Below are 20,744 nucleotides of genomic sequence, written 5' to 3'. Positions count from 1 at the left end.
CCTCCTCGAACCCGTCGGCCGGCAAGCCGTCGGCAGCGCTTGCTACCGCCACAAATACGGCGGCGGCAGCGCGGCACCGACGACCTCTTCGCGGACTATCCCCCAGAATTCGCGTACCTTGGCCTTTACCTGCGCCGTTTCCCGGCCGAGCACCTTGAAGATCAGACCGGCCTCATTGGGCAGGCGACACGCGCCGAAGGCGATCCCGTCCGCGAGGTCGACCGCAGCCTGCATGCGTTCGTGGATGCGCTCCGCCCTCTCCATGGGCGTGCACAGGATCACGTTGGCGAGTACGTCGAAGGAGTTCATCACACCGGTCTGCCGCATCTGATAGCGCTGCGGCTCGATCACCAGCTTCTCCGCGAACAGGGATCGGCCATCGGGCCGCGCGGCCGAGGTCGATATCGACAACACGGTTGCGCCAAAGCACTCGTCGGGATGATGGTGCTTGCGGCCGGGCTGAATGATTTCCGAGAACAGCAAGGTCGCCGACGGCGCGACGCAGATCTGCGTATCGCTGAGAAACCGCGAGTGCCGGTGCGGAATCACGGGATCCGGGAGAAACTCCAGATAGGCACCGTCGGCGAGCGTGATCGTCTGGCTTTGCGCCGCGTAGTTGGCGTCCATCGCATGGATCTTGGTCGCCGACTGTGACGTCAGATGAACTTGCGCAGCCGGACCAAGGCTTACGTCGAGACCGAGCCGGTCGCCCTGCAACACGCAGCCGGTGGTGGTGATGAGGAACACGCTCGCCAAGCCTGGAATCGCTTCATCGCAGTACAGCGGCCGCTGCACCATATAGGGCGCGCGGCGTTGCAAATCGGTCAGGATGGTCTGGCCGGAACGCCGTTCGAAGCCCAGGCGCAGGAACCCCGTCTTTCCGACAGTGCCGCTGCGCATCTGCGGCGGCTCGTCCTGAAAGGACGCAAACTCGGGCATCGATGCGCCGAGCGCTTCGGCCCGGGACCAGGGATGGAACGCTGCCGGTATCATGCCGACCGCCGTTCGCGCGGATTGATGTCGAACAGGAACTCCCGCTCGATCAGCCCCACCAGCTCCGGAATGCCCTCGCCTGTCTTGCAGTTGGTGAACAGGAACGGCTTTGCGCCGCGCATCAGCTGCGAATCCCGTCTCATCACCTCGAGGCTGGCTCCGACATGAGGGGCAAGATCGGTCTTGTTGATGACCAGGATATCGGAATAAGTGATCCCGGGGCCGTTCTTGCGGGGGATCTTGTCGCCCGCGGCGACGTCGATCACATAGATGAAATAGTCCACCAAGGCGGGCGAGAACGTCAGGGTCAGATTGTCCCCTCCGCTCTCGATCAGCACGACGTCGCTGTCGGGGAAGCGCCGCTCCATATCCTCGACCGCGGCAAGATTCATGCTCGGATCTTCGCGCACGGCGGTGTGCGGACAGGCGCCCGTCTCCACGCCAATGATGCGCTCATGCAGCAGAATGCCCTTGAGCGTCCGCTGAACGTGCTTGGCGTCCTCGGTCGTCACCACGTCATTGGTGATGATGAGCACCTTGATGCCGAGATCGAGTAGCCGCGGCGTGATGGCTTCGACGATCGCGGTCTTTCCCGACCCCACCGGGCCGCCAATACCGATGCGCGTGATACTCTTCGACATGACGAGGCTCCATTCGACGTCAGTTCATGAACAGGCGCACATGCGCGCGGGTATGGACAGCGGCCAGAATTTCCGTGAGGGGCGCAAAGCCGGCCATATCCGACAGCCGGGCCGTCGCGGCGACCGCGTACATCGCTTCCGCCTGTCCGGTGAGCTCGTAGAGAATCCTCTGCGTTTCGATGTGGCTGATCTTCATCAGCCGCAGGGCCGCACCGAGGATCGTTGTCGCCACCCCATACTGGTGCACAACGAACGCCTGATAAGCGGGCAACTCCTGCACCGCGAAATTGATCGCCAACGCGATCGGGTAGCAGCCCGGAGTGACCGCTTTCGCAATGCATTCACGCCAGGTGCAAAGCAGCGGCGCGCCGACCACCTCGACACCCATGTCAGTGAACTTCCGGCCCATGCGAACCGACATCACCCGCGCTTCGCCCGAGAGCTTGCGCGCATAGACCTGCGCGTCGATGTGCGCGAGGGTCTCGATGTCTCCGGCGAGGGCCGCGCGATGCGCAGCGATCAGTGCGACGCAGTCACCGCGCGCCGCTTGCTCCAGTGCCGTCAGCGCAAAGGCTCGCAGAGTGGCCACGTCAGTGACGACGCCTTCCTGAACGGCGGATTCCAGTCCGGACGAAAACGAGAACGCGCCGACGGGAAACATCGAGTCGCCAAACTGGAGCAGCCGCGAGAGCCACGCGGAACTCCTCGTTGCGCCCGCATTATCATTTGCGGTGATCACGTGCGGAGCCGGCCGTTACCGGCGAGATTCGTTGATGTGGAGCTGGAGTCGGATGAGCGTGGACGTGCGCCGGCGAGTGTCCGTTGACCTGCCCCGCCTCTGCCGCGTCGTGGACGTGGCTCTCGTGCGCGTGAGAATGCACCGGCCCTTCGGCGCCCCCGAACAGCCGGCGGGATTCATGCGGGGCGAGGTAAGGAACGACCTCGCGTCCGGAGACGAATTCGAAGCGGATGCCCTCAAAGCGGTGCGTCTTCATGACCGAGGCCATCACCTTGCGATCGACGGTCAGCGGGACATAGACGCAGGTGCCCTTGACCAGGGCCGGCCAGTGCTGGTTGCCCATGGCGTGGCCGAGCTCGACGCATGTCCGCATTGCGAGGTCGGGCGCCTCGGTCGTCAGCTCGTCCAGATGCACAACCATGACGTCCCGCAGCTCGATCCGCGCCACCAGCGCCGCCCGCGTCTGCTCATTCCAGAGCAGGATGTCCCCGTCGCAAAGATGCGTGTGGCGATCGAGAGAGACTGCCACCTGCGCGCCCTTGGCCGTGGTCTTCCGGAAGCGGCTCTTCTGCGCCTCCCACTGGTCGATCTCGACCAGATCTATCTCGGCGTCCGACAGCCGTCCGGCCCATACCGGATCGACGGAATTGCCCAGGACGCTCTCAATCATGATCATGGCCGATCCTCAGCTGAAGAAATATTTCTGGTTCAACGACACCGTCGTCAGTGGCGGAACGGTGGCGTGCTTGCCGTCCACGGTCACGGCGAAGGTCTCCGGACTGACCTCGATCTTCGGCGTGCCGGTATTGCGAACCATGTTCTGCTTTCCGATCTTGCGCACGTTCCTCACCGGCATCACCTGGCGGCGCAGGCCAAGCCGTTCCTTGACGCCGGCGGCATGCGCGGCGCCGGAGACGAAGGTGATGCAATTGGCGGCCAGCGCATCCCCGTAGGCGCCGAACATCGGCCGGTAATAGGTCGGTTGCGGCGTCGGCAGCGAGGCGTTCGGATCGCCCATCACCGCCCAACTGATGAAGCCGTTCTTAATCACGATCTTCGGCTTGGCGCCGAAGAATGCCGGCTCCCACAGCACGAGATCGGCGATCTTGCCGACCTCGACCGAGCCGAGCACGTCGGCGATGCCATGCGCGATAGCGGGATTGATCGTGATCTTCGCGACGTAGCGCAGCACCCGGAAATTATCGTTGCCAGGTGCGTCCTCCGGCAGCTTGCCGCGTCCCGTCTTCATCGCATCGGCGGTCTGGATGCAGCGGAGCCAGCATTCCCCGATCCGCCCCATCGCCTGCGAGTCGCTCGAGAACATCGAGATGACGCCGAGGTCCTGAAGGACGTTCTCCGCGGCGATGGTTTCGGCGCGGATCCGGCTCTCGGTGAATGCGACATCCGAGGGAATATCGGGGCTGAGATGGTGACACACCATGATCATGTCGTAGAGCTCCGCCTGCGAATTGATGCCGTAGGGGAGCGTGGGGTTGGTCGACGACGGCAGGACGTTGGGGAGCCCGGCGATCTTGATGATGTCGGGCGCGTGGCCGCCGCCGGATCCTTCGGTATGGAACGAATGGACCGTTCGTCCTTCGAACGCCGCAATCGAATCGTCGATGAAGCCGGACTCGTTCAGCGTGTCGGTATGGATGCAGACCTGGGTATCGGTCTCATCAGCGACCGTGAGCGCGGAGCGAAGCACAGCCGGCGTGGTGCCCCAGTCTTCGTGGCATTTCACGCCGACCGCCCCCGCCTCGATCTGTTCGACCAAGGCGGCTTTGCCGTGGCCGTGTCCTTTGCCGAGAATGCCGACGTTGAGCGGCCAGTTTTCGAACGCGCGCAGCATCATGCTGATGTTGCCGGGGCCCGACGTGACCGTTGTCGCGTTGGATCCGTCCGAAGGACCGGTCCCGCCGCCGATCAAAGTGGTCGTGCCATTTGAGAGCGCAGCCTCGGCCTGCTGCGGCGAGATGAAATGGATGTGCGTGTCGATCCCGGCAGCCGTTAGGATGAGATGTGAGCCCGAGATGGCGTCCGTCGCCAGGCCCAGCTCCAGGCCGGGCGTGATGCGATCCATTGTCTGCGGATTGCCGGACTTTCCGATCGCACAGATGCGCCCATCCTTGATGCCGACATCGGCCTTCACGATGCCCAGCATCGCGTCGATGACGGTCACGTTGGTGATCACGAGGTCGGGTGCGCCGCCCGCCCGCGTCACCTGATTGTCCATTCCCATGCCTTCGCGCATGCTCTTGCCGCCGCCGAAGACGATTTCGTCGCCGTAGCCGCCGCGCAGGTCGCGCTCGATTTCAACGAACAGACCGGTATCGCCCAAGCGGATCCGGTCGCCTGTCGTCGGCCCGAACAGGCCGACATATTCCTGCCGGGAGATGGTCGCCATCACGGCCCTCGTTCAAGAAATGGACGCGTCACGCCTTGGTCTGCGAGGAACGAAAGCCCCGTTCCGCCGCCAGCGCCACCGCCCTGGATTTCATCTTGGCGGCGTTCTTGTCGGCGGTCGGACCATCGACAAGATTATTGAAGCCATAGACGGCGCGCTTGCCGCCATAGGGAACGAGCTGAACCTCGCGCTCGTCGCCGGGCTCGAACCGCGTTGCGGTCGAGGACGGGATGTTCAGATGCAGGCCGAACGCCGCGGCGCGATCGAATTCCAGCGCGGGATTGACCTCGAAGAAGTGGAAGTGCGAGCCGACCTGAATGGGGCGGTCTCCGGCATTGCGCACCTTGAGCGCGGTCACCGGCCGATCGGCATCGAAGGTGATCGCTGCCGGGCTGCACACATAGCCACCGACCGGTACGCTCGACGTGGCCGGATCGACATCGGCGGCAATCTTGGGGCCTAGTTTTGGTCCGGCCATGTCGACCTCCTCCAAACGTTTACTGGATCGGCGTATGCACCGTGACCAGGCGGCTGCCATCGCTGAACACGGCCTCGACCTGCACCATCGGAATGAGATCGGCAACGCCATCCATGACGTCGGCCTTGGTGAGAACGGTGCGCGCCTCGTTGGTGACGTCCTCGATCGTCTTGCCCGCGCGTGCGCCATCGAGGGCCGCCGCCGAGATCACGGCGACCGCTTCCGGATAGTTGAGCTTGAGGCCTTTGGCCCGTCGTTTCAGCGCCACGTCGGCCAACATGTGGACGAGCAGCTTGTCGAACTCTCGCGGGGTTAGCTGCATGGGATTCTCCCGGAGCCCGGCTCCCAAGGACCGCAGCCACGTTGGAACAAGTCTCCGGCAAGAATCATCCGGTGTTCTACTCAGTCGGAGATCGGGAAATACCAATGAGCCGGCGTCGTCATGCTCGGCTCTTGCCTTCGTCAGTATGATGGACTTTGATGAAGCTCACACCGAGGTGCGGCCATGGGCCAAGCGACGTACCAGGCGACGAAGCGGTCTTTGCGAGGTATCGAGCTCGGCACCGCCCTGCTGTTCGGCGGGCTCATCTTCGCCAATGTCGCGGCATGGCTCTGGGCATTCGCCCTGTTCGCCGACCGTCCAGTGGTCATGGCGACCGCCCTGCTCGCCTGGGTGTTCGGCCTGCGTCACGCCGTCGATGCCGATCATATCGCCGCGATCGACAACGCGGTGCGCAAGTTGATCCAGGCAGGCGGTGCGCCGAAAAGCGCCGGACTTTATTTCGCGCTCGGGCACTCCAGCGTGGTCGTGGCGGCGACCATGCTGCTGTCGGAAACCGCAATCGGATTTTGGGGTGATGACAGCCCGGGCAGGCGCATCGGCGGCCTGATCGGCACTTCGGTTTCGGCCGCGTTCCTGCTGCTGATCGCGCTGATCAATCTTGCCATCTTCATCGGCCTGTGGCGCACCTTCCGATCTGAAACCCGGAAGGCAAGCCACCATATGGAACATCTCGACGCTGCTCCCGGAGTGGGCGTATTTGCGCGCCTGCTCAGCCCGGCGTTCCGCATCGTGACGAAGACCTGGCACATGTATCCGCTCGGCTTCCTGTTCGGCCTCGGCTTCGACACCGCAACTGCAATCGGCCTGATGAGCATCTCGGCAGCGGAGGCGGTTCGCGGCGGGTCAGCCGGGAGCGTCCTGGTGTTTCCGGCATTGTTTGCCGCCGGCATGGCACTGGTCGACACTGCCGACAGTGTGTTGATGGTGAACGCCTATCGCTGGGCCTTCGTCGATCCGCTACGCAAGCTCTGGTACAACCTCACGATCACGGGGGCGTCGGTCGTCATCGCACTCTTCATCGGCGGGGTGGAGGCGCTCGGCCTGCTCGGCAGGCAGTTCGAGCTATCAGGCCATTTGTGGTCGACCATTGCCGGCCTCAACGAGAGCCTTGCGGATCTCGGCTTCGTGGTGATCGGCTTGTTCGGGTTTGCCTGGCTCGTATCCGTCGCGCTGTATCGCGCATTCGTTGCAGATCGCGGACCTCACCGGAATACGGGACGTCTCGCCTGTGCCGAGGCGCGCGACGTGGCGTAACAGCGGTCTTCAGGGCGCGACCAGCCTCTTGCGAATGGCGTAACGGACCAGCTCGGCGGTGGAGGACATCCTGAGCTTGCGCATAGCTGAGGCGCGGTGGGTCTCGACCGTCTTCACGCTCAGCTTCAGGATCGTGCTGATCGACTTGTTGGTATGCCCTTCCGCGATCAGCTGCACGACGCTCTGCTCGCGCGAGGTCAGCAGCATGTCGGCCCGGTTCTGCTTGTTCACCTGGTAATCATGAAGCAGCTTCTCCAGCAGGATGCTGGTGAAATAGGGCCTGCCGTCGAGCAGGGCCTCGATCGCGAAGATCAGGTGCTTGCGGGCGTCCGACTTGAACAGGAAGCCGCGTACCCCCGCCAGGATGGCCTCGGTCAGAAGCTCCTCGCTCTCGTGCATCGTCAGGATCAGGACTTCGGCGCGAAGATGGAGCGCCTTGAGGCGGCGACTGACCTCCAGGCCGTTCATGATCGGCATGGAATAGTCCACGATCAGGATATCCGGCCTGGTTTCGAGCGTCAGCGCAACCGCTTGCTCGCCGTTGGTCGCTTCTCCGCTCACGATCCAGTTGGAATGCGTTTCGACGATCGCGCGCAAACCGGATCGCACGACTTCATGATCGTCCGCAATCAAGATGCGTTTCACGGCATCGTTCCCGTTTTCCCCGCTTTGCCCGCGAGGCCGTCAACGACGCTGGCGATCATATGGGCCGCGGCTGCGGGCGTTATCCAGCAAAACCCTGAGATCTCTCGGCGGAGGTCCTGACCTCCGGAACGCCGCGTCGGTGTTCCCGCCTCAAGCCTCGACAAGTCCGGCCCGGACGGCGTAGCGAACCAGCCCTGCCGTCGAGTTCACCTCGAGCTTACGCATCGCGGCCGCCCGGTGGGCCTCGGTCGTTTTGACCCTGAGGTTGAGGATCGCGCTGATTCCCTTGTTGCTGTAGCCCTCGGCAACCAGCTTGACCACCAGTTGCTCCCGCGCCGTGAGATCGTCGTGGCGCTTGCCATCGCCCGCAGGCCCGCGATCGAGTTCCGTAGAGCAGCTTCTGTTGCAGAACGGCCTGTGCAGCAGCAGCGATTCGACTGCGGCAAGCAGCAGCTTGTTGGCATCGGACTTCACCAGGAATGCGCGCGCCCCGGCCTCGAACGCCTGCTGCGCCAGCAGGCCAGAATTGTGCACGGTGAAGATCAGCACCTCGGTCTGCAGCGGATAATCCCTGATCCGCCGCGCCACCTCGACGCCCGTCATGCGCGGCATGGAGAAGTCGACGATGGCGACATGGGGCCGGCTCTCGATCGCGGCGGCCACCGCCTTGCCGCCATCGTTCACCTCAGCCACTACCTCCCAATCCGCCCGTTGCTCGATCACCGCCCGTAATCCCGACCGTACCGCCTCATGATCGTCGGCAATGAGAATTCGCTTCATGGCAGAGCGCTCCAGTATCCGTTCACAGCGTTTCGGTCCGGACCCTGGACCTGGCACCGCGGGGGGCTAGTGTTCTTTCTTTGACCGTCTGCCTGCGCGGGCCCGCGTCGTTGTCGTGTCTCTTCGCCGATTGTCTCGCATTGCCGCCAGGGCATACGGAAACGCTGCGTACAAGACCGTGCCGGATTGCGGCGCTGCCCGATTGGGATGGATGTCGAGCGTGCCGCCAATCTCGTGCAGCCGTGCTCGCATCGCCGGAATTCCGACCCCGATCGATGCTGTCCTGGTGCCGCGCCGGCCGGGCTCTACCGGGAGGCCGCGTCCGTTGTCGCGGACCGTCAAGTGGAACCAATCATTGGTCGCGTCGATGACAATCGCCACCTCCGTCGCCTTCGCGTGACGGAAAACGTTGGTCAGGGCCTCCTGGACGACGCGCAGCAACGAGCGCTTGGTTTCGTAGAGCAACCGATCGACCTCCGGCACGATGTCGACCGTCACCCGCAACGACGTGCGCGCCGCAAATCCTTCCGCGTATCGTTCAATGGTGGCCTTCAGGCCCTCTCCCGCCAGATTCCGGGGATGCAGCAGATAGGCAAAGGCGCGGATCTCGCGGAGAGCTTCGTCAATCGACGTATCGATGTCGTCGCAAAGCTGCCCTGCCGAGGCCGTCTCGCCGAGATGGCTCCGGACCCGCATCAAGCCAAGGCTGGCGGCAATCAAATGCTGACAGGTCGAATCGTGGAGGTCTGACGCGATCCGTTGCTGGATGCCTTCCTGGATGGACAACAGGCCGACGTCCATGGCGAGGCCGTCGTCGCGTTCGATGACGCTCTCGCGGGGGCCGTTGCGTATGGAACGATGGCTGCCGATCAGTCCGACCACGCCGCCGACCGATGGATCGACGACCGGCACCACGGTCGTTTCCATGTTCCGGGGCGAGCCGCCGAGCGCGAGACGCTGCCGGATCCGTATCTCGGCACCTTCGGCGAGACACGCCCGAAGCGTCTCGCAGACGGCTCTGGCATCGTCTCCGCTCATGCAATCGAAGACATCCATGTCGCGGACGTCCTTTGACGAGAGGCCGAGATGAGATTCGAACTCGGGATTGATCGCCTCATAGGCGAACCGCCCCTCAAAGATCGGGCGAACGACGAAGAGAAGATCCCTCGAAAACTTCCAATGGAGCGCCTCGATCGAATCGTCCGAACCTATTCGCAGCCAGCTCCCGAGGCTGGTACGATGCAACTCCGTGGGGGGACGGCCATGTAGTTTCACGGTACGCACTCACTCTATTCAGGCGCCTTTTCGGCACCGAAAGCAGTCGTGGGCCCCCGCCCGCCAAACATCCACAATCCGGCTCCGGAAGGTCCGCCGCCCTGGAGCCAACCGACTATACACCCCGAACAGCGCTCACACCATCAAGTAGCATTGCAATGGGAATAAAATCTCGAATTCGTGACGCCCGCTCTGCAACGCACGAATATGCAACTTGTGCCACGTCGATCGTAGGCGGCGCCGCGGGTCCGGTCAGGAACGAGTAAATAGCAGCATATGCGGATTTTTCGAACCGAGGTTCCGCGTGCGAAATTCGCGCCGAGTGCGAGCTTGCCCATCGGGACATTCATCCACGGTGTCGAGGGTTTCGTCCGATCCCGAAAGCGACGCTTGCGCGATAAGGTCGGACGTTCCGGTGCCTGTCTTTCGACCTAACGGGAGGTCTCCATGTCGGATCTTGTCGCGATCGTGTATCCGTCCGAAGCGAAAGCCGAGGAAGTGCGTCAGCGACTGCTGAAGCTGCAAAAGGAATATCTGATCACCATCAGCGACGCCGTGATCGCGGTGAAGACGGATTCGGGCGGCATCAAGCTCAATCAGCTCGTCAACACGACCGCCATGGGCGCGATGACGGGAAGCTTCTGGGGTCTTCTCATCGGCGTCCTCTTCCTCAATCCGATCCTGGGGGTCGCGGTCGGCGCCGCTTCGGGCGCACTTGGCGGCGCGCTTTCCGACTTCGGCATCGACGATGCCTTCATGAAGAGCCTGTCCGCCAACCTTAAGTCCGGCAACGCGGCCCTATTCGTGCTGATCAAGCACATGACCGCCGACAAGGTGATCAAGGAGATCAAGGACGCCGGCGGCGTCGTGCTCAAGACCTCGCTCGACGAGACCAAGGAAAAGATCCTGCGCGATGCCCTCGAGAGCGCCGTGGAGCGGCCGGCGGCCTGAGCCGCCGTCCCTCCGCGTCTTTAGCGCCGGCCGCCGGCAAGACGCAGCAGCATCAGGAACAGGTTCAGGAAATTGAGGTAGAGCGACAGCGCTCCGATGACGGACTTGCGCCCCGCGGAGGTATGGTCATCGGCGCTGTCGTACATCGCCTTGATCCGCTGCGTATCGTAGGCCGTGAGGCCGGCAAACACGCCGACGCCGACGATCGAGATCAGCCAATCGAGCGTGCTCGACGACAGGAACAGGTTGACCAGGCTCGCAATGATGATTCCGATCAGCCCCATGAACAGGAAGGTGCCGAGGCCGGAGAGATCGCGCCGCGTCGTGTAGCCGAACATGCTGAGCGCGCCGAAACTCGCCGCCGCGACGAAAAAGACGCGGGCGATCGACGAGCTGGTATACATGTGCAGCAAGATCGAGAGCGATACGCCGATCAGGGCCGCATAGATGAAGAATAGTAACCGCGCCGTCGACACCGACAGCGTATTGATGCGCGAGCCGATGAAGAACACCAACGCGAGCGGCGCCAGGATGAACAGCCACATCAATGGACTCTGGAGCAGCGCGGGACCGGTGATCTCGTAGGTCAGCCAGGCGACGAGCGCGGTCAGACCGACACCTCCAGCCATATAGCCGTAAATCCGCAGCATGTAGTCGTGCAATCCGGCGTCCACCGCGCTCGCAGTGCCGCCCGTCTGCGCAGCGGTCAGGTTCTGGTCGAGATTAGACATGGTTGGCCTCCTCTGGATCTCACAGAGAACGGTGACGCTATCGTGCGTGCCGGCGGAGCGACATCCGCCAATCACCCGAATAGCGCCGGCGGCAACCACCTGCGCGCGATGCAACCGGCGAGCCGCCAAGCAGCCACCGCCGTGCTGACGTTACCTATCCGCAAGACCATGAACGCCGGGCGCCTAAGCCTTTCGGCGTAGGCGCCTTACGCCTTTGTCACTTGGAAGCCAGCGCCTCGTCTGCCCTAATCCGGGCATGCGCTTCTTCTTTCACATCGCCGACAAATACGGTGTCTGTCCCGATGGCATCGGACAGGACTGCATCGATCAGGATGCGGCCGTCCGGCATGCCAGGCATCTTGCCGTCGAACTCGCCAGGGCCGGCGAGTTCTTCCGCGGCAGCGTCGTGCTCGTTGCCGGGCGGCCAGCCCCAGCTTCCTGTTCGTGAGCGCCAGGGCAGCGCCTCTTTAGCCGCGGCGCTTTTACGGAGTTGCGCGTCCATCGCGCCTGCCGATTTCCTGCCCTCGCCGCCTACAGAGAATCCCCGATGTGCGCACACCACGCGCACTTCTAAGATTGCCTGCCCTCGGAGCCGTCTCGATCCGAGCCGTGGTCCCCTGAGCGCATGGAGGCGGGCATGAACATTCACGCCATTGGTCGCGGCCTGGTTCTGGCCGGATTGGTGGCCCTTGCCCTGCCATCCCTCTCGATCGCGCAACCGAAGGACACCGGCGCGGCGGCACCAGCGCAGACAGGTGCGGCTGCGCCGAAGGAGGCAGTCCCCAACACCAACACCAACCCGGTCAAGCACCGCTACTGGCGTCATCGCGGCGGCCGGCACCCGCATTATGGCAGCCGTCGCGTTCGTACCTGAGGCCACTGCGGAGGCGCCCCACGGCCGGCAGCGGCATTGCGCCGGAGATGCCTGGCGATGGATCGAGCGATGAGCGATTCCAGGATGGGACCAGATCGATTCCGCGAGGTCGTGCTGACCGCTGCCGAACGGCCGGACAGCGCCGAGCCGCCAAGAAGCATGCTCGCCGTCGGCCTCTCCCTGCTCGCCACTGGCGTTGCCCTGTTCCTGATATGGCAGACGGTCTCCAGCCTGCTCATCGTCTTCGCCGGCGTGCTGTTCGCGGCCTTGCTCGACGCCGCGGCGCGAGCTCTGGCTTCGATCGTTCCGATCAGCCGCGCCTGGCGTCTGACGCTCGTGCTTCTGCTGCTATCCGCGCTATCAGGCTTTGGAATGGCCTGGGGCGCGGGCAAGTTGCCCGAACAGACGCGGTTGCTGCTGAAAGTCATGGATACCCAGCTCGACGTGCTCCAGGAGCACTTGCTGTCATATGGCGTGGACCTGCTCGGCCCGGAATGGGGCCGCGACTTCGCTCAATGGCTGTTCGCCGATCAGGGCCGGTTCTTCAGCCACGCCCAGTTTCTGCTCGGCGGAGCATCGAGCTTCCTGTCCGCTGTGCTCGTGATCCTGTTCCTCGGCATCCTCTTCGCCTTCGATCCCACCGGCCATCGCGAAAGCGTGGTCATGCTGGTCAAGCACTCGTACCGCGCCCGTGCGCGGGCCGTGATGGATGAGATGGGCGGCATCATGCGGCTGTGGTTCGTCGGTCAACTGGTTCGCATCGTCCTGATGACGTTGTGCGTCTGGATCGCGCTCTATCTCATTGGGCTGCCCGGTCCCTTCGTGCTGGGGCTTCAGGCAGGCCTGTCGAACTTCATTCCCTATCTCGGGCCGATCGTTGCCGCGATCCCGATCGCGCTCGTGGCGATGCCGCTCGGCGCATCGCTGCTGATCTGGGCCGTCGTGATCTACACCATCATCCAGTCGATCGAAGGGTATGTGATCGGTCCCTTGATCCAGCGCCAGGCGGTCGAAATTCCGCCGGCCTGGACGCTGGTCGCGATCGTCCTCCTCGGCTCCCTGTTCGGCGTCCTCGGCATCGCACTTGCGATGCCTCTCGTCGCCATCGGCCGGGTCGCGATCATCAGGTTCTATGTCGAGGATTATCTTGGCGACGATCCGAGGCCGGCAACGATTGCGAGCGATCAGTCATGAGCGGAATTGACGCGCAGCAAAGCGACCTCCCCGAGACCGCCCCGACGCGATCGGGGACGGCTCAATTCATGTGGCAGCAGCTTCCCTATCTGGTCGCGCTGCTGCTCGCCATCGCGGGCGTCGCCTACACCAACGTCTCGCACCAGCCTTTGACCGGCTATTGGGAATTCCTGGCGCTCGCCATCGGCGTCGTCTGCGTCGTGACCAAATGGCCGGAAGTCGATGGCAGGGACAACCAGCTCCGCCTGGTCTGGACCCAGGCGCTGCACTGGATCGCAGTGCTGGTCACGATGAACATCATGCTGATTTCCGGCGTGCAGCAATTGCTGCCCACGCCGGCAACCGGCCTCGTCCTGCTGACCTTGCTTGCGCTCGGGACGTTCCTTGCGGGCGTGAGCCTGCTGTCGGTGCAGATCAGCTTTCTTGGCCTTGCGATGGGCGCGGCCGTGCCGGCGATCTCCTGGCTGAAGCAATCCATCTTCTTTTTCCTGCTGGGCGCCGTGCTGCTGATCGGGCTCGCCATCTCGTTCTGGCTGCGCCAGGACCGCAGGCCGCCGCACGTCGCCACGCGAATGAGCAACCAGGCGGAGGATTGAATGCGAAAGTTCTGGCATCTTGCAGCCATCACTGCGTTGACATGGTCTTGCGGTGTCGCACCACCTGCGCAAGCCGAAGCGTTTCGGGTCGGCAGGCTGTTGTGCTGGTCGACGCCACGTGTCGGACTGGTGCTCGGATCGGCGCAGTCGCTGCGCTGCACGTTCTACCGGCGGCATCCGCAGCGGACATATATCTACGAGGGACGGATCAGGCGCGTCGGCCTCGACATCGGCGTAACCAGCGCCGGCACCCTATCCTGGGTCGTGTTCGCCAGGAACTCGCGGATCGGTCCCGGTACCTTGCGCGGCCAATATGTCGGTGCAAGCGGCAATGTCGCGTTGGGTCCCGGCCTTGGCGCCAACGTTCTGATCGGCGGCTCTCGCCGGAGCGTCATGCTTCAGCCGTTGTCGATCGAACGGTCGATCGGGCTGAACCTTGCCGCCGGCGTGACCAATCTGACGCTTGGACCGCGGGGGCGAGGATGAATTGCGCCCGCGATCCCGCGCAGCATCGACGGAGCGGATGCGACCATTTCCACCCCGTTGCGCGACAAAGCAGCCCGGGTCATGACACCTAATCGAAAACGCTGGCTGATCGCGCTCGTTGCCGTCGCACTCTGCGTCGGCGGCTACTTCGCTTGGCAGGCGCTTGGGGGCGATGGTCTTCCAAGCGGATTCGCCAGTGGCAACGGCCGCATCGAGGCGGTCGAGATCGATATCGCCACCAAGACACCGGGGCGCATTCGCGACATCCTGGTGCGCGAAGGCGATCTGGTCTCGGCGGGACAGGCGCTGGCGCAGATGGATACGGTGCAGCTCGAGGCGCAGGCTCGCCAGGCACAGGCCCAGCTGCGACGTGCCACGATCGGAATCGAGACGGCCAAAAGCCTTGTCACCCAACGTGAGGCCGAGAAGAAAACGGCGACCGCGGTGATCGCGCAGCGCAGCGCGGAGTACGATGCAGCCGACCGGAGGCTCCAGCGCTCCGAACAGCTGATCAGGACCAGTGCCGTGTCCCAGCAGGTGCTCGACGACGACCGGGCGACCGCCAACGGCGCACGCGCAGCCGTCGCGGCGGCGGAGGCCCAGCTTGCAGGCTCGGAAGCCGCCATCGGTGCGGCCGAGGCGCAAGTGGTCGATGCGGAGGCTGCGGTCGAGGCGGCGAAAGCCTCCATCGAGAGCATCAAGGCCGATCTGAACGACTCGACGCTTCGCGCACCACGTGACGGACGCGTCCAGTTCCGCGTGGCCCAGCCCGGCGAGGTTCTCAGCGCCGGTGGACGCGTGCTCAATCTCGTCGATCTCGGCGACGTCTTCATGACCTTCTTCCTGCCGACGGCCCAGGCTGGCCGTGTCGCGATCGGTTCGGAGGTCCGGCTCGTCCTCGACGCCGCGCCGCAATGGGTCATTCCCGCCAGAGCGACGTTCGTCGCCAGCGTCGCTCAATTCACGCCGAAGACGGTCGAAACCGAGGTGGAACGTGAGAAGCTGATGTTCCGGGTCAGGGCGCACATTCCGCCGGATCTGCTGCGGAGGAACATCGAGCAGGTCAAGACCGGGCTTCCCGGCCGCGCCTTCGTTCGCCTTGATCAAAAGGCCGAATGGCCGGCGCAGCTTACGGAAAATCTGGTCAAATGAGCGACGCGCCCGATCCGCCTCCGGTGATACGCCTCGAAGCGGTCGGGCTGTCCTACGGTACGACGCGCGCGCTCGACGGCATCACGCTCGAGATTCCGCCGGCACGCATGGTCGGCCTGATCGGCCCCGACGGCGTCGGCAAGTCGAGCCTGCTGTCGCTCGTCGCAGGAGCGCGCGCGATCCAGCAAGGCCGTGTTCTCGTGCTTGACGGCGACATGGCCGATGCCGCTCACCGGCGGCAGACCTGCCCGCAAATCGCCTACATGCCGCAAGGTCTCGGCAAGAACCTCTACCCGACGCTCTCCGTGTTCGAGAATGTCGACTTCTTCGGGCGTCTGTTCGGTCACGATCGGCACGAGCGCGAGGAGCGAATAGGCCAGCTCCTGCGGGATACCGGCCTTGCGCCGTTCACCGACCGGCCGGCGGGGAAGCTGTCCGGCGGCATGAAGCAGAAGCTTGGCCTGTGCTGCGCGCTGATCCACGACCCAGACCTGCTGATCCTCGATGAGCCGACCACCGGTGTCGATCCACTCTCGCGGCGCCAGTTCTGGGAGCTGATCGAGGGCATTCGGAAAGATCGCCCCGGCATGAGCGTCATCGTCGCCACCGCCTATATGGAGGAAGCGGCGCGGTTCGACTGGCTTGTCGCGATGGACGACGGGCGGGTGCTCGCAACCGGCACGCCGTCCGAGCTGCTGCAACAGACAGATACCGACACTCTCGACGCCGCCTTCATCGCCCTGCTCCCGGAGGAGCAACGTCGGGCCCACAGAGAGGTGGTCATCCCGCCTCGCGCGAGCGACCAGGGCGAGGACATCGCGATCGAAGCCGAGCAGCTCACGGTCAGGTTCGGCGATTTCACTGCGGTCGATCATGTGAGCTTTCGTATCGCCCGCGGCGAGATCTTCGGCTTCCTCGGCTCCAACGGCTGCGGCAAGACCACGACCATGAAGGTGCTCACCGGGCTGCTGCCGGCAAGCGAGGGTGAAGCGCGGCTGTTCGGACACGAGGTCGACCCCAGGGACATGGATGTCCGGCGCCGCGTCGGCTACATGTCGCAGGCCTTCTCGCTCTATAGCGAGCTGACCGTCCGTCAGAACCTGGAGCTGCACGCGCGCCTGTTTCGGCTCGCGCCGGATACGATCGGCAACCGGGTCCGCGAGATGGTCGAGCGCTTCGATCTCACCGGGGTCATCGACGCCCTGCCCGACGCTCTGCCGCTCGGCGTCCGCCAGCGCCTGTCGCTTGCCGTCGCCATGATCCACGCGCCCGATATCCTGATCCTGGACGAGCCGACCTCCGGCGTCGATCCGATCGCACGCGATGGCTTCTGGCAAATCCTGTCCGATCTCTCGCGGCACGACAATGTCACGATTTTCGTCTCCACCCATTTCATGAACGAGGCGGAACGCTGCGATCGCATCTCGCTGATGCACGCCGGCAAAGTGATGATCAGCGACACGCCGGCGGGAATTGCCGCCCGGCGCGGCGGCGGCAATCTCGAACAGGCCTTCGTGGCCTATCTGGAGGACGCTATCGCGGCAACGAATCCGGCCGGGGCATCGCCGGCGCCGCAAATCACCGGCAAGACTGCCGCGAAGGCGCACGGCGCCTTGCACGTCTTCGATCCGCGCCGCATGTTCGCCTACACCCAGCGCGAGGCGCTCGAGCTCAGGCGCGATCCGATCCGCGCCACGCTTGCGATCCTCGGCAGCCTGATCCTGATGTTCGTGATGGGCTACGGCATCAACATGGACGTCGAGAACCTCTCTTTCGCCGTCATGGACCGCGACGACAGCACGACCAGCCGCGACTACGTGCTCCAGATCGCAGGTTCACGCTATTTCACCGAACTTGCGCCGATCACCGACTATGATGATCTCGATCGCCGCATGCGCAGCGGCGAGCTCAGTCTTGCGATCGAGATTCCGCCCGGATTCGGCCGCGACGTCGCCCGTGGCAGCAACGTCAAGATCGGCGCGTGGGTCGACGGCGCAATGCCGTCTCGTGCCGAGACGGTGCGCGGCTACGTGCAGGCGATGCACACGACCTGGCTGGCGCAGCGCGCCCAGCAGCTCCATGGCAGCGCCGGCACCACCGGCGATTTCCAGATCGAGGTTCGTTTCCTCTACAATCCCGACATCAGGAGCATCGTCGCGATGGCGCCGGCCGTGATCCCGATCCTGCTCCTGATCATTCCGGCCATCCTGGCTACGCTAAGCGTCGTGCGGGAGAAGGAGCTGGGATCGATCATCAACTTCTACGTCACCCCGGTGACGCGGCTGGAATTTCTCATCGGCAAGCAGCTTCCCTATGTGGCGCTCGCGATGCTGAATTTCCTGCTGTTGACCGCCTTCGCCGTGTTCATCTTTCGCGTCCCCTTCACGGGCAGCTTCGCCGCCTTCGCCTCGGCCGCGCTGCTATACGTCATCATCACGACTGCGATGGGCCTCGTGATCTCGTCGTTCATGGCAAGCCAGATTGCCGCGATTTTCGCGACCGCGCTGCTCACCATGATCCCGGCCACGCAATATTCGGGACTGGTCGATCCGGTCTCCTCGCTCCAGGGCGCGGGCGCCCTCGTCGGGCGAATCTATCCGACTGCCCACTTCGTCACCATTACACGCGGCACCTTCTCGAAGGGCCTCGACTTCGGCGATCTGTCCGAACCCTTCGTGGCTCTCGCCGTCACGGTCCCGGTGCTGCTCGCGCTCGGCGCTGTGCTTCTCAAGAAGCAGGCAAACTAGATGCAGATCGGCAATGTCATTCAGCTCGGTATCAAGGAGCTCCGCGGCCTGCTCCGTGATCCCATGATGCTCATACTGATCGTCTATGCCTTCACGATCTCGATCTATACCTCCTCCAGCGCACAACCGGAGACCCTCAACCAGGCCGCGATCGCCATCGTCGACGAGGACAGATCTCCCGCCGCAACGCGCATCATCACGGCCTTCAGCCCGCCCTATTTCACGATTCCCCGGCTGATCCCGCAATCCGAGATGATGGCCCGTATGGATTCGGGGCTCGATACCTTTGCGCTCAACATCCCGCCCAATTTCCAGCGCGACCTTCTGGCGCGGAGATCGCCCGCCATCCAGCTCAATGTCGACGCAACTCGGATGTCGCAGGCCTTCACCGGAAGCGGCTTCATCCAGTCCATCGTCACCGACGAGGTCAGCGAGTTCCTGTCCCGCTACCGCTCGGCCGCGCCGCTGCCGATCGATCTGGCGCTCCGCGCACGCTTCAATCCCGAGCTCAACAGGACCTGGTTCGGAGCTATCAACAACATCATTTCCTCGGTCACGATGCTGTCGATCATCCTGACCGGCGCGGCCCTGATCCGCGAGCGCGAGCACGGCACGATCGAACATCTCCTGGTCATGCCGGTGACCCCGTTCGAGGTCATGGCGAGCAAGATCTGGTCGATGGGGCTCGTCGTGTTCCTTGCAGCCAGCATATCGCTTGTCTTCATCGTTCAGGGCCTGCTGGCGGTCCGGATCGACGGCTCGATCCCGATGTTCCTGATCGGAACGGCGCTCTATCTCTTTGCGACCACCTGCATGGGCATCTTTCTCGCCACGTCCGCCGGCACGATGCCGCAGTTCGGTCTCCTGCTGATGCTGGTGCTGATGCCGCTTCAGATGCTGTCGGGGGCCACGACCCCGAGGGAGAGCATGCCCGAGATCATCCAGAACATCATGCTCGCTGCGCCGAACACCCATTTCGTGATCCTTGCCCAGGCCATCCTGTTTCGCGGCGCCGGTCTGACCGTGGTGTGGCCGCAATTCGCCGCGCTGCTGGCAATCGGCGGAGTATTGTTCGTCCTGTCCCTTCGTCGCTTCAGGCAATTCCTGCAATGAGGCCGGATGGCGCTGCCGTCTCCGAAGGTCAGCACATTCCCGGCTCATGGCTCAGGGTTTCGTCGGATGTCGACGGCGCGGGTTCACCACTACCATCCGAAGCGTGCCGATCATCTCGGATCTGGAGGGATGGCGATGACGGTGTTTGACAGCCGCTCCCGCATCGAAGCTCTGGGGCCTCCGCCATTCTGGGTTTGCGCGCTGCTCGGCATTGTCATGATCGCCGCCGGCGCTCTCGCGCTCGGTGACGTCGTGTTCGCGACCATCATCAGCGTCAAGCTGATTGGGCTGACCGCCATCGCCGCCGGCGCGTTCGAGATTGCGCACGCCTTCTGGACCAAGGGATGGGGCGGATTCCTCTGGCAGGTCCTGCTCGGCGCGCTCTATCTCGCCTTCGGTCTGCTGCTGCTCACCCAGCCCGCCTCCGGCGCGCTGATCCTGACCAATTTGCTCGGCGCGGTGCTGTTCGCATCGGGCGTCATCCGATTCGTGCTGAGCTTTGCCCATTGGCGGCAGAACGGCTGGACGATGCTGATCTCCGGCGCCTTCGCGATCGTCGCGGGCGTGCTCATCCTGTTCGGCTTCCCGACCATCAGCGCCTGGGCGCTCGGATTCCTGCTCGGCGTCGACCTGATCGCCCACGGCCTGGCATGGCTGGTCTACGCGCTGCAATCGGCACGGACGACCGCATAACAACGGAGAAAACGTAATGGACGCTTCCAGCCGCCGCGCCTTCCTCGGCTTCGCAACCAATGCCCTTGCCGCCGCTGCGATCGGCGCCGCCGGCGCTCGTCTCGTCAGCGTCGCGAACGCGATGCCGGTCGATCCCGCTCCCGGACGTGGCAGCGAGCCCTTGGATGACGTGACGCAGGCACAGTGGGGGCCAGGATGGGGGCCGGGTCCAGGCCCGGGATGGGGGCCGGGTCCGGGATGGGGTCGCCCGCCGCCACCGCGCCGGCGGCGCCGCTGGGTCTGCTGGTGGCATCGCGGCCGCCGTCACTGCGGATGGCGCTGGTAGGTGCCTCCCGAGGATCACACCAAGATGAGGGAGGACATGGTGCGCAACAAGAGCCAATGGGTCCTCGCCGCCGTGCTGGCAGCGCTGCTGGTGGCGGCGAGCTGGTTTTGTCTCTCGGTCTGGCGATCGACCCCGGCGATGCCGACCTACGGCAACGTCATCCTGGCCGTGGCGGCGATCCTCGTTCTGGTGTCCGGCTGCGGCCTGATCGCGCTGATGTTCTACAGTCAGCGCAAGGGCTACGACGACCCGGCGCGCAGCGACCGCACCGCGCGGGACTAACGCTGTCTTTCGGTCGATGATCGAGCCGTCAGGCCTCAAGCCTGG

General features: G+C 64.0%; 22 protein-coding genes and 1 pseudogene. 12 read left to right on the top strand and 11 right to left on the bottom strand.

All coding sequences use genetic code 11. The features are described from left to right. Positions 1–42: 42 nt before the first annotated feature. The 7 genes and pseudogenes from WN72_RS17990 to WN72_RS17960 all read right to left on the bottom strand — a co-directional run bounded on the left by WN72_RS17990 (position 43) and on the right by WN72_RS17960 (position 5,580). Entirely contained in the window at positions 43–993 is a 951-nt protein-coding gene (locus tag WN72_RS17990; protein WP_092217456.1) for an urease accessory protein UreD, read from the bottom strand. Next, entirely contained in the window at positions 990–1,634 is a 645-nt protein-coding gene (gene ureG / locus WN72_RS17985) for an urease accessory protein UreG (RefSeq protein ID WP_092217457.1), read from the bottom strand. The genes WN72_RS17990 and ureG overlap by 4 nt, the downstream gene beginning before the upstream one ends. A gap of 19 nt (positions 1,635–1,653) precedes the next feature. Beyond that, complete coding sequence (locus tag WN72_RS17980; RefSeq protein WP_092217458.1) at positions 1,654–2,373, bottom strand: urease accessory protein UreF; 720 nt, start codon at positions 2,371–2,373, stop codon at positions 1,654–1,656. A gap of 100 nt (positions 2,374–2,473) precedes the next feature. Further along, positions 2,474–3,049: pseudogene (locus tag WN72_RS17975) on the bottom strand (urease accessory protein UreE); the annotation flags it as partial. A gap of 9 nt (positions 3,050–3,058) precedes the next feature. After that, positions 3,059–4,780: an urease subunit alpha gene (locus WN72_RS17970; RefSeq protein WP_027559078.1), complete on the bottom strand. Its 1,722-nt coding sequence runs from the start codon at positions 4,778–4,780 to the stop codon at positions 3,059–3,061. Between the two features lie 28 nt (positions 4,781–4,808). After that, positions 4,809–5,258 carry an urease subunit beta gene (locus WN72_RS17965; RefSeq protein WP_051378492.1) on the bottom strand — a complete coding sequence of 150 codons (450 nt, stop codon included), beginning with the start codon at positions 5,256–5,258 and terminating at the stop codon, positions 4,809–4,811. A 19-nt stretch (positions 5,259–5,277) separates the two neighbouring features. After that, positions 5,278–5,580 carry an urease subunit gamma gene (locus tag WN72_RS17960; protein WP_027559076.1) on the bottom strand — a complete coding sequence of 101 codons (303 nt, stop codon included), beginning with the start codon at positions 5,578–5,580 and terminating at the stop codon, positions 5,278–5,280. A 183-nt stretch (positions 5,581–5,763) separates the two neighbouring features. Between WN72_RS17960 and WN72_RS17955 the strand changes: the two genes are divergently transcribed. After that, a complete protein-coding gene (locus tag WN72_RS17955) occupies positions 5,764–6,855 on the top strand; it encodes a HoxN/HupN/NixA family nickel/cobalt transporter (protein ID WP_092217459.1) in 1,092 nt (363 codons plus the stop codon). 9 nt (positions 6,856–6,864) lie between these two features. Here the strand turns inward: WN72_RS17955 and WN72_RS17950 are convergent, their stop codons facing one another. From WN72_RS17950 to WN72_RS17940, 3 genes are all read right to left on the bottom strand, one after another. Continuing rightward, positions 6,865–7,500, bottom strand: a complete 636-nt coding sequence (locus WN72_RS17950) for a response regulator transcription factor (protein WP_092217460.1) — start codon at positions 7,498–7,500, stop codon at positions 6,865–6,867. A gap of 150 nt (positions 7,501–7,650) precedes the next feature. Next, complete coding sequence (locus tag WN72_RS17945; protein ID WP_092217461.1) at positions 7,651–8,280, bottom strand: response regulator; 630 nt, start codon at positions 8,278–8,280, stop codon at positions 7,651–7,653. Between the two features lie 66 nt (positions 8,281–8,346). Further along, a complete protein-coding gene (locus WN72_RS17940; protein WP_244553828.1) occupies positions 8,347–9,564 on the bottom strand; it encodes a sensor histidine kinase in 1,218 nt (405 codons plus the stop codon). 438 nt (positions 9,565–10,002) lie between these two features. On the opposite strand from WN72_RS17940, the gene WN72_RS17935 reads away from it, so the two are divergent. Continuing rightward, entirely contained in the window at positions 10,003–10,506 is a 504-nt protein-coding gene (locus WN72_RS17935) for a DUF1269 domain-containing protein (protein WP_027559071.1), read from the top strand. Between the two features lie 20 nt (positions 10,507–10,526). Here WN72_RS17935 and WN72_RS17930 read toward each other — a convergent pair whose 3' ends face one another. Beyond that, complete coding sequence (locus WN72_RS17930; protein WP_092217462.1) at positions 10,527–11,237, bottom strand: Bax inhibitor-1/YccA family protein; 711 nt, start codon at positions 11,235–11,237, stop codon at positions 10,527–10,529. A gap of 256 nt (positions 11,238–11,493) precedes the next feature. On the opposite strand from WN72_RS17930, the gene WN72_RS47840 reads away from it, so the two are divergent. The 10 genes from WN72_RS47840 to WN72_RS17880 all read left to right on the top strand — a co-directional run bounded on the left by WN72_RS47840 (position 11,494) and on the right by WN72_RS17880 (position 20,699). Beyond that, positions 11,494–11,685, top strand: a complete 192-nt coding sequence (locus tag WN72_RS47840; protein WP_092217463.1) for a DUF6894 family protein — start codon at positions 11,494–11,496, stop codon at positions 11,683–11,685. Between the two features lie 189 nt (positions 11,686–11,874). Next, complete coding sequence (locus tag WN72_RS17920; protein ID WP_027559068.1) at positions 11,875–12,111, top strand: hypothetical protein; 237 nt, start codon at positions 11,875–11,877, stop codon at positions 12,109–12,111. A gap of 69 nt (positions 12,112–12,180) precedes the next feature. Beyond that, positions 12,181–13,305: an AI-2E family transporter gene (locus WN72_RS17915; protein ID WP_167380960.1), complete on the top strand. Its 1,125-nt coding sequence runs from the start codon at positions 12,181–12,183 to the stop codon at positions 13,303–13,305. After that, on the top strand, positions 13,302–13,901 hold the full coding sequence (locus tag WN72_RS17910) for a hypothetical protein (protein ID WP_092217465.1): 600 nt from the start codon (positions 13,302–13,304) through the stop codon (positions 13,899–13,901). The genes WN72_RS17915 and WN72_RS17910 overlap by 4 nt, the downstream gene beginning before the upstream one ends. Then, the gene (locus WN72_RS17905; RefSeq protein ID WP_092217466.1) at positions 13,902–14,387 is read left to right on the top strand and encodes a DUF992 domain-containing protein; all 486 of its coding nucleotides are present in this window, start codon (positions 13,902–13,904) and stop codon (positions 14,385–14,387) included. An 81-nt stretch (positions 14,388–14,468) separates the two neighbouring features. Then, entirely contained in the window at positions 14,469–15,539 is a 1,071-nt protein-coding gene (locus WN72_RS17900; protein WP_027559064.1) for an HlyD family secretion protein, read from the top strand. Continuing rightward, on the top strand, positions 15,536–18,286 hold the full coding sequence (gene rbbA / locus WN72_RS17895; RefSeq protein ID WP_092217467.1) for a ribosome-associated ATPase/putative transporter RbbA: 2,751 nt from the start codon (positions 15,536–15,538) through the stop codon (positions 18,284–18,286). The genes WN72_RS17900 and rbbA overlap by 4 nt, the downstream gene beginning before the upstream one ends. Next, a complete protein-coding gene (locus WN72_RS17890) occupies positions 18,287–19,399 on the top strand; it encodes an ABC transporter permease (protein WP_092217468.1) in 1,113 nt (370 codons plus the stop codon). It abuts the gene before it with no gap. A 135-nt stretch (positions 19,400–19,534) separates the two neighbouring features. Beyond that, a complete protein-coding gene (locus WN72_RS17885; RefSeq protein ID WP_167380961.1) occupies positions 19,535–20,092 on the top strand; it encodes an HdeD family acid-resistance protein in 558 nt (185 codons plus the stop codon). A gap of 349 nt (positions 20,093–20,441) precedes the next feature. After that, positions 20,442–20,699, top strand: a complete 258-nt coding sequence (locus WN72_RS17880) for a hypothetical protein (protein ID WP_244553829.1) — start codon at positions 20,442–20,444, stop codon at positions 20,697–20,699. Positions 20,700–20,744 lie beyond the last annotated feature (45 nt).

The organism is Bradyrhizobium arachidis (assembly GCF_015291705.1).
Taxonomy (GTDB): domain Bacteria; phylum Pseudomonadota; class Alphaproteobacteria; order Rhizobiales; family Xanthobacteraceae; genus Bradyrhizobium; species Bradyrhizobium arachidis.
The sequence above is the reverse complement of the archived record's forward strand: the minus strand, read 5'-3'. Positions and strand labels throughout refer to the sequence as shown.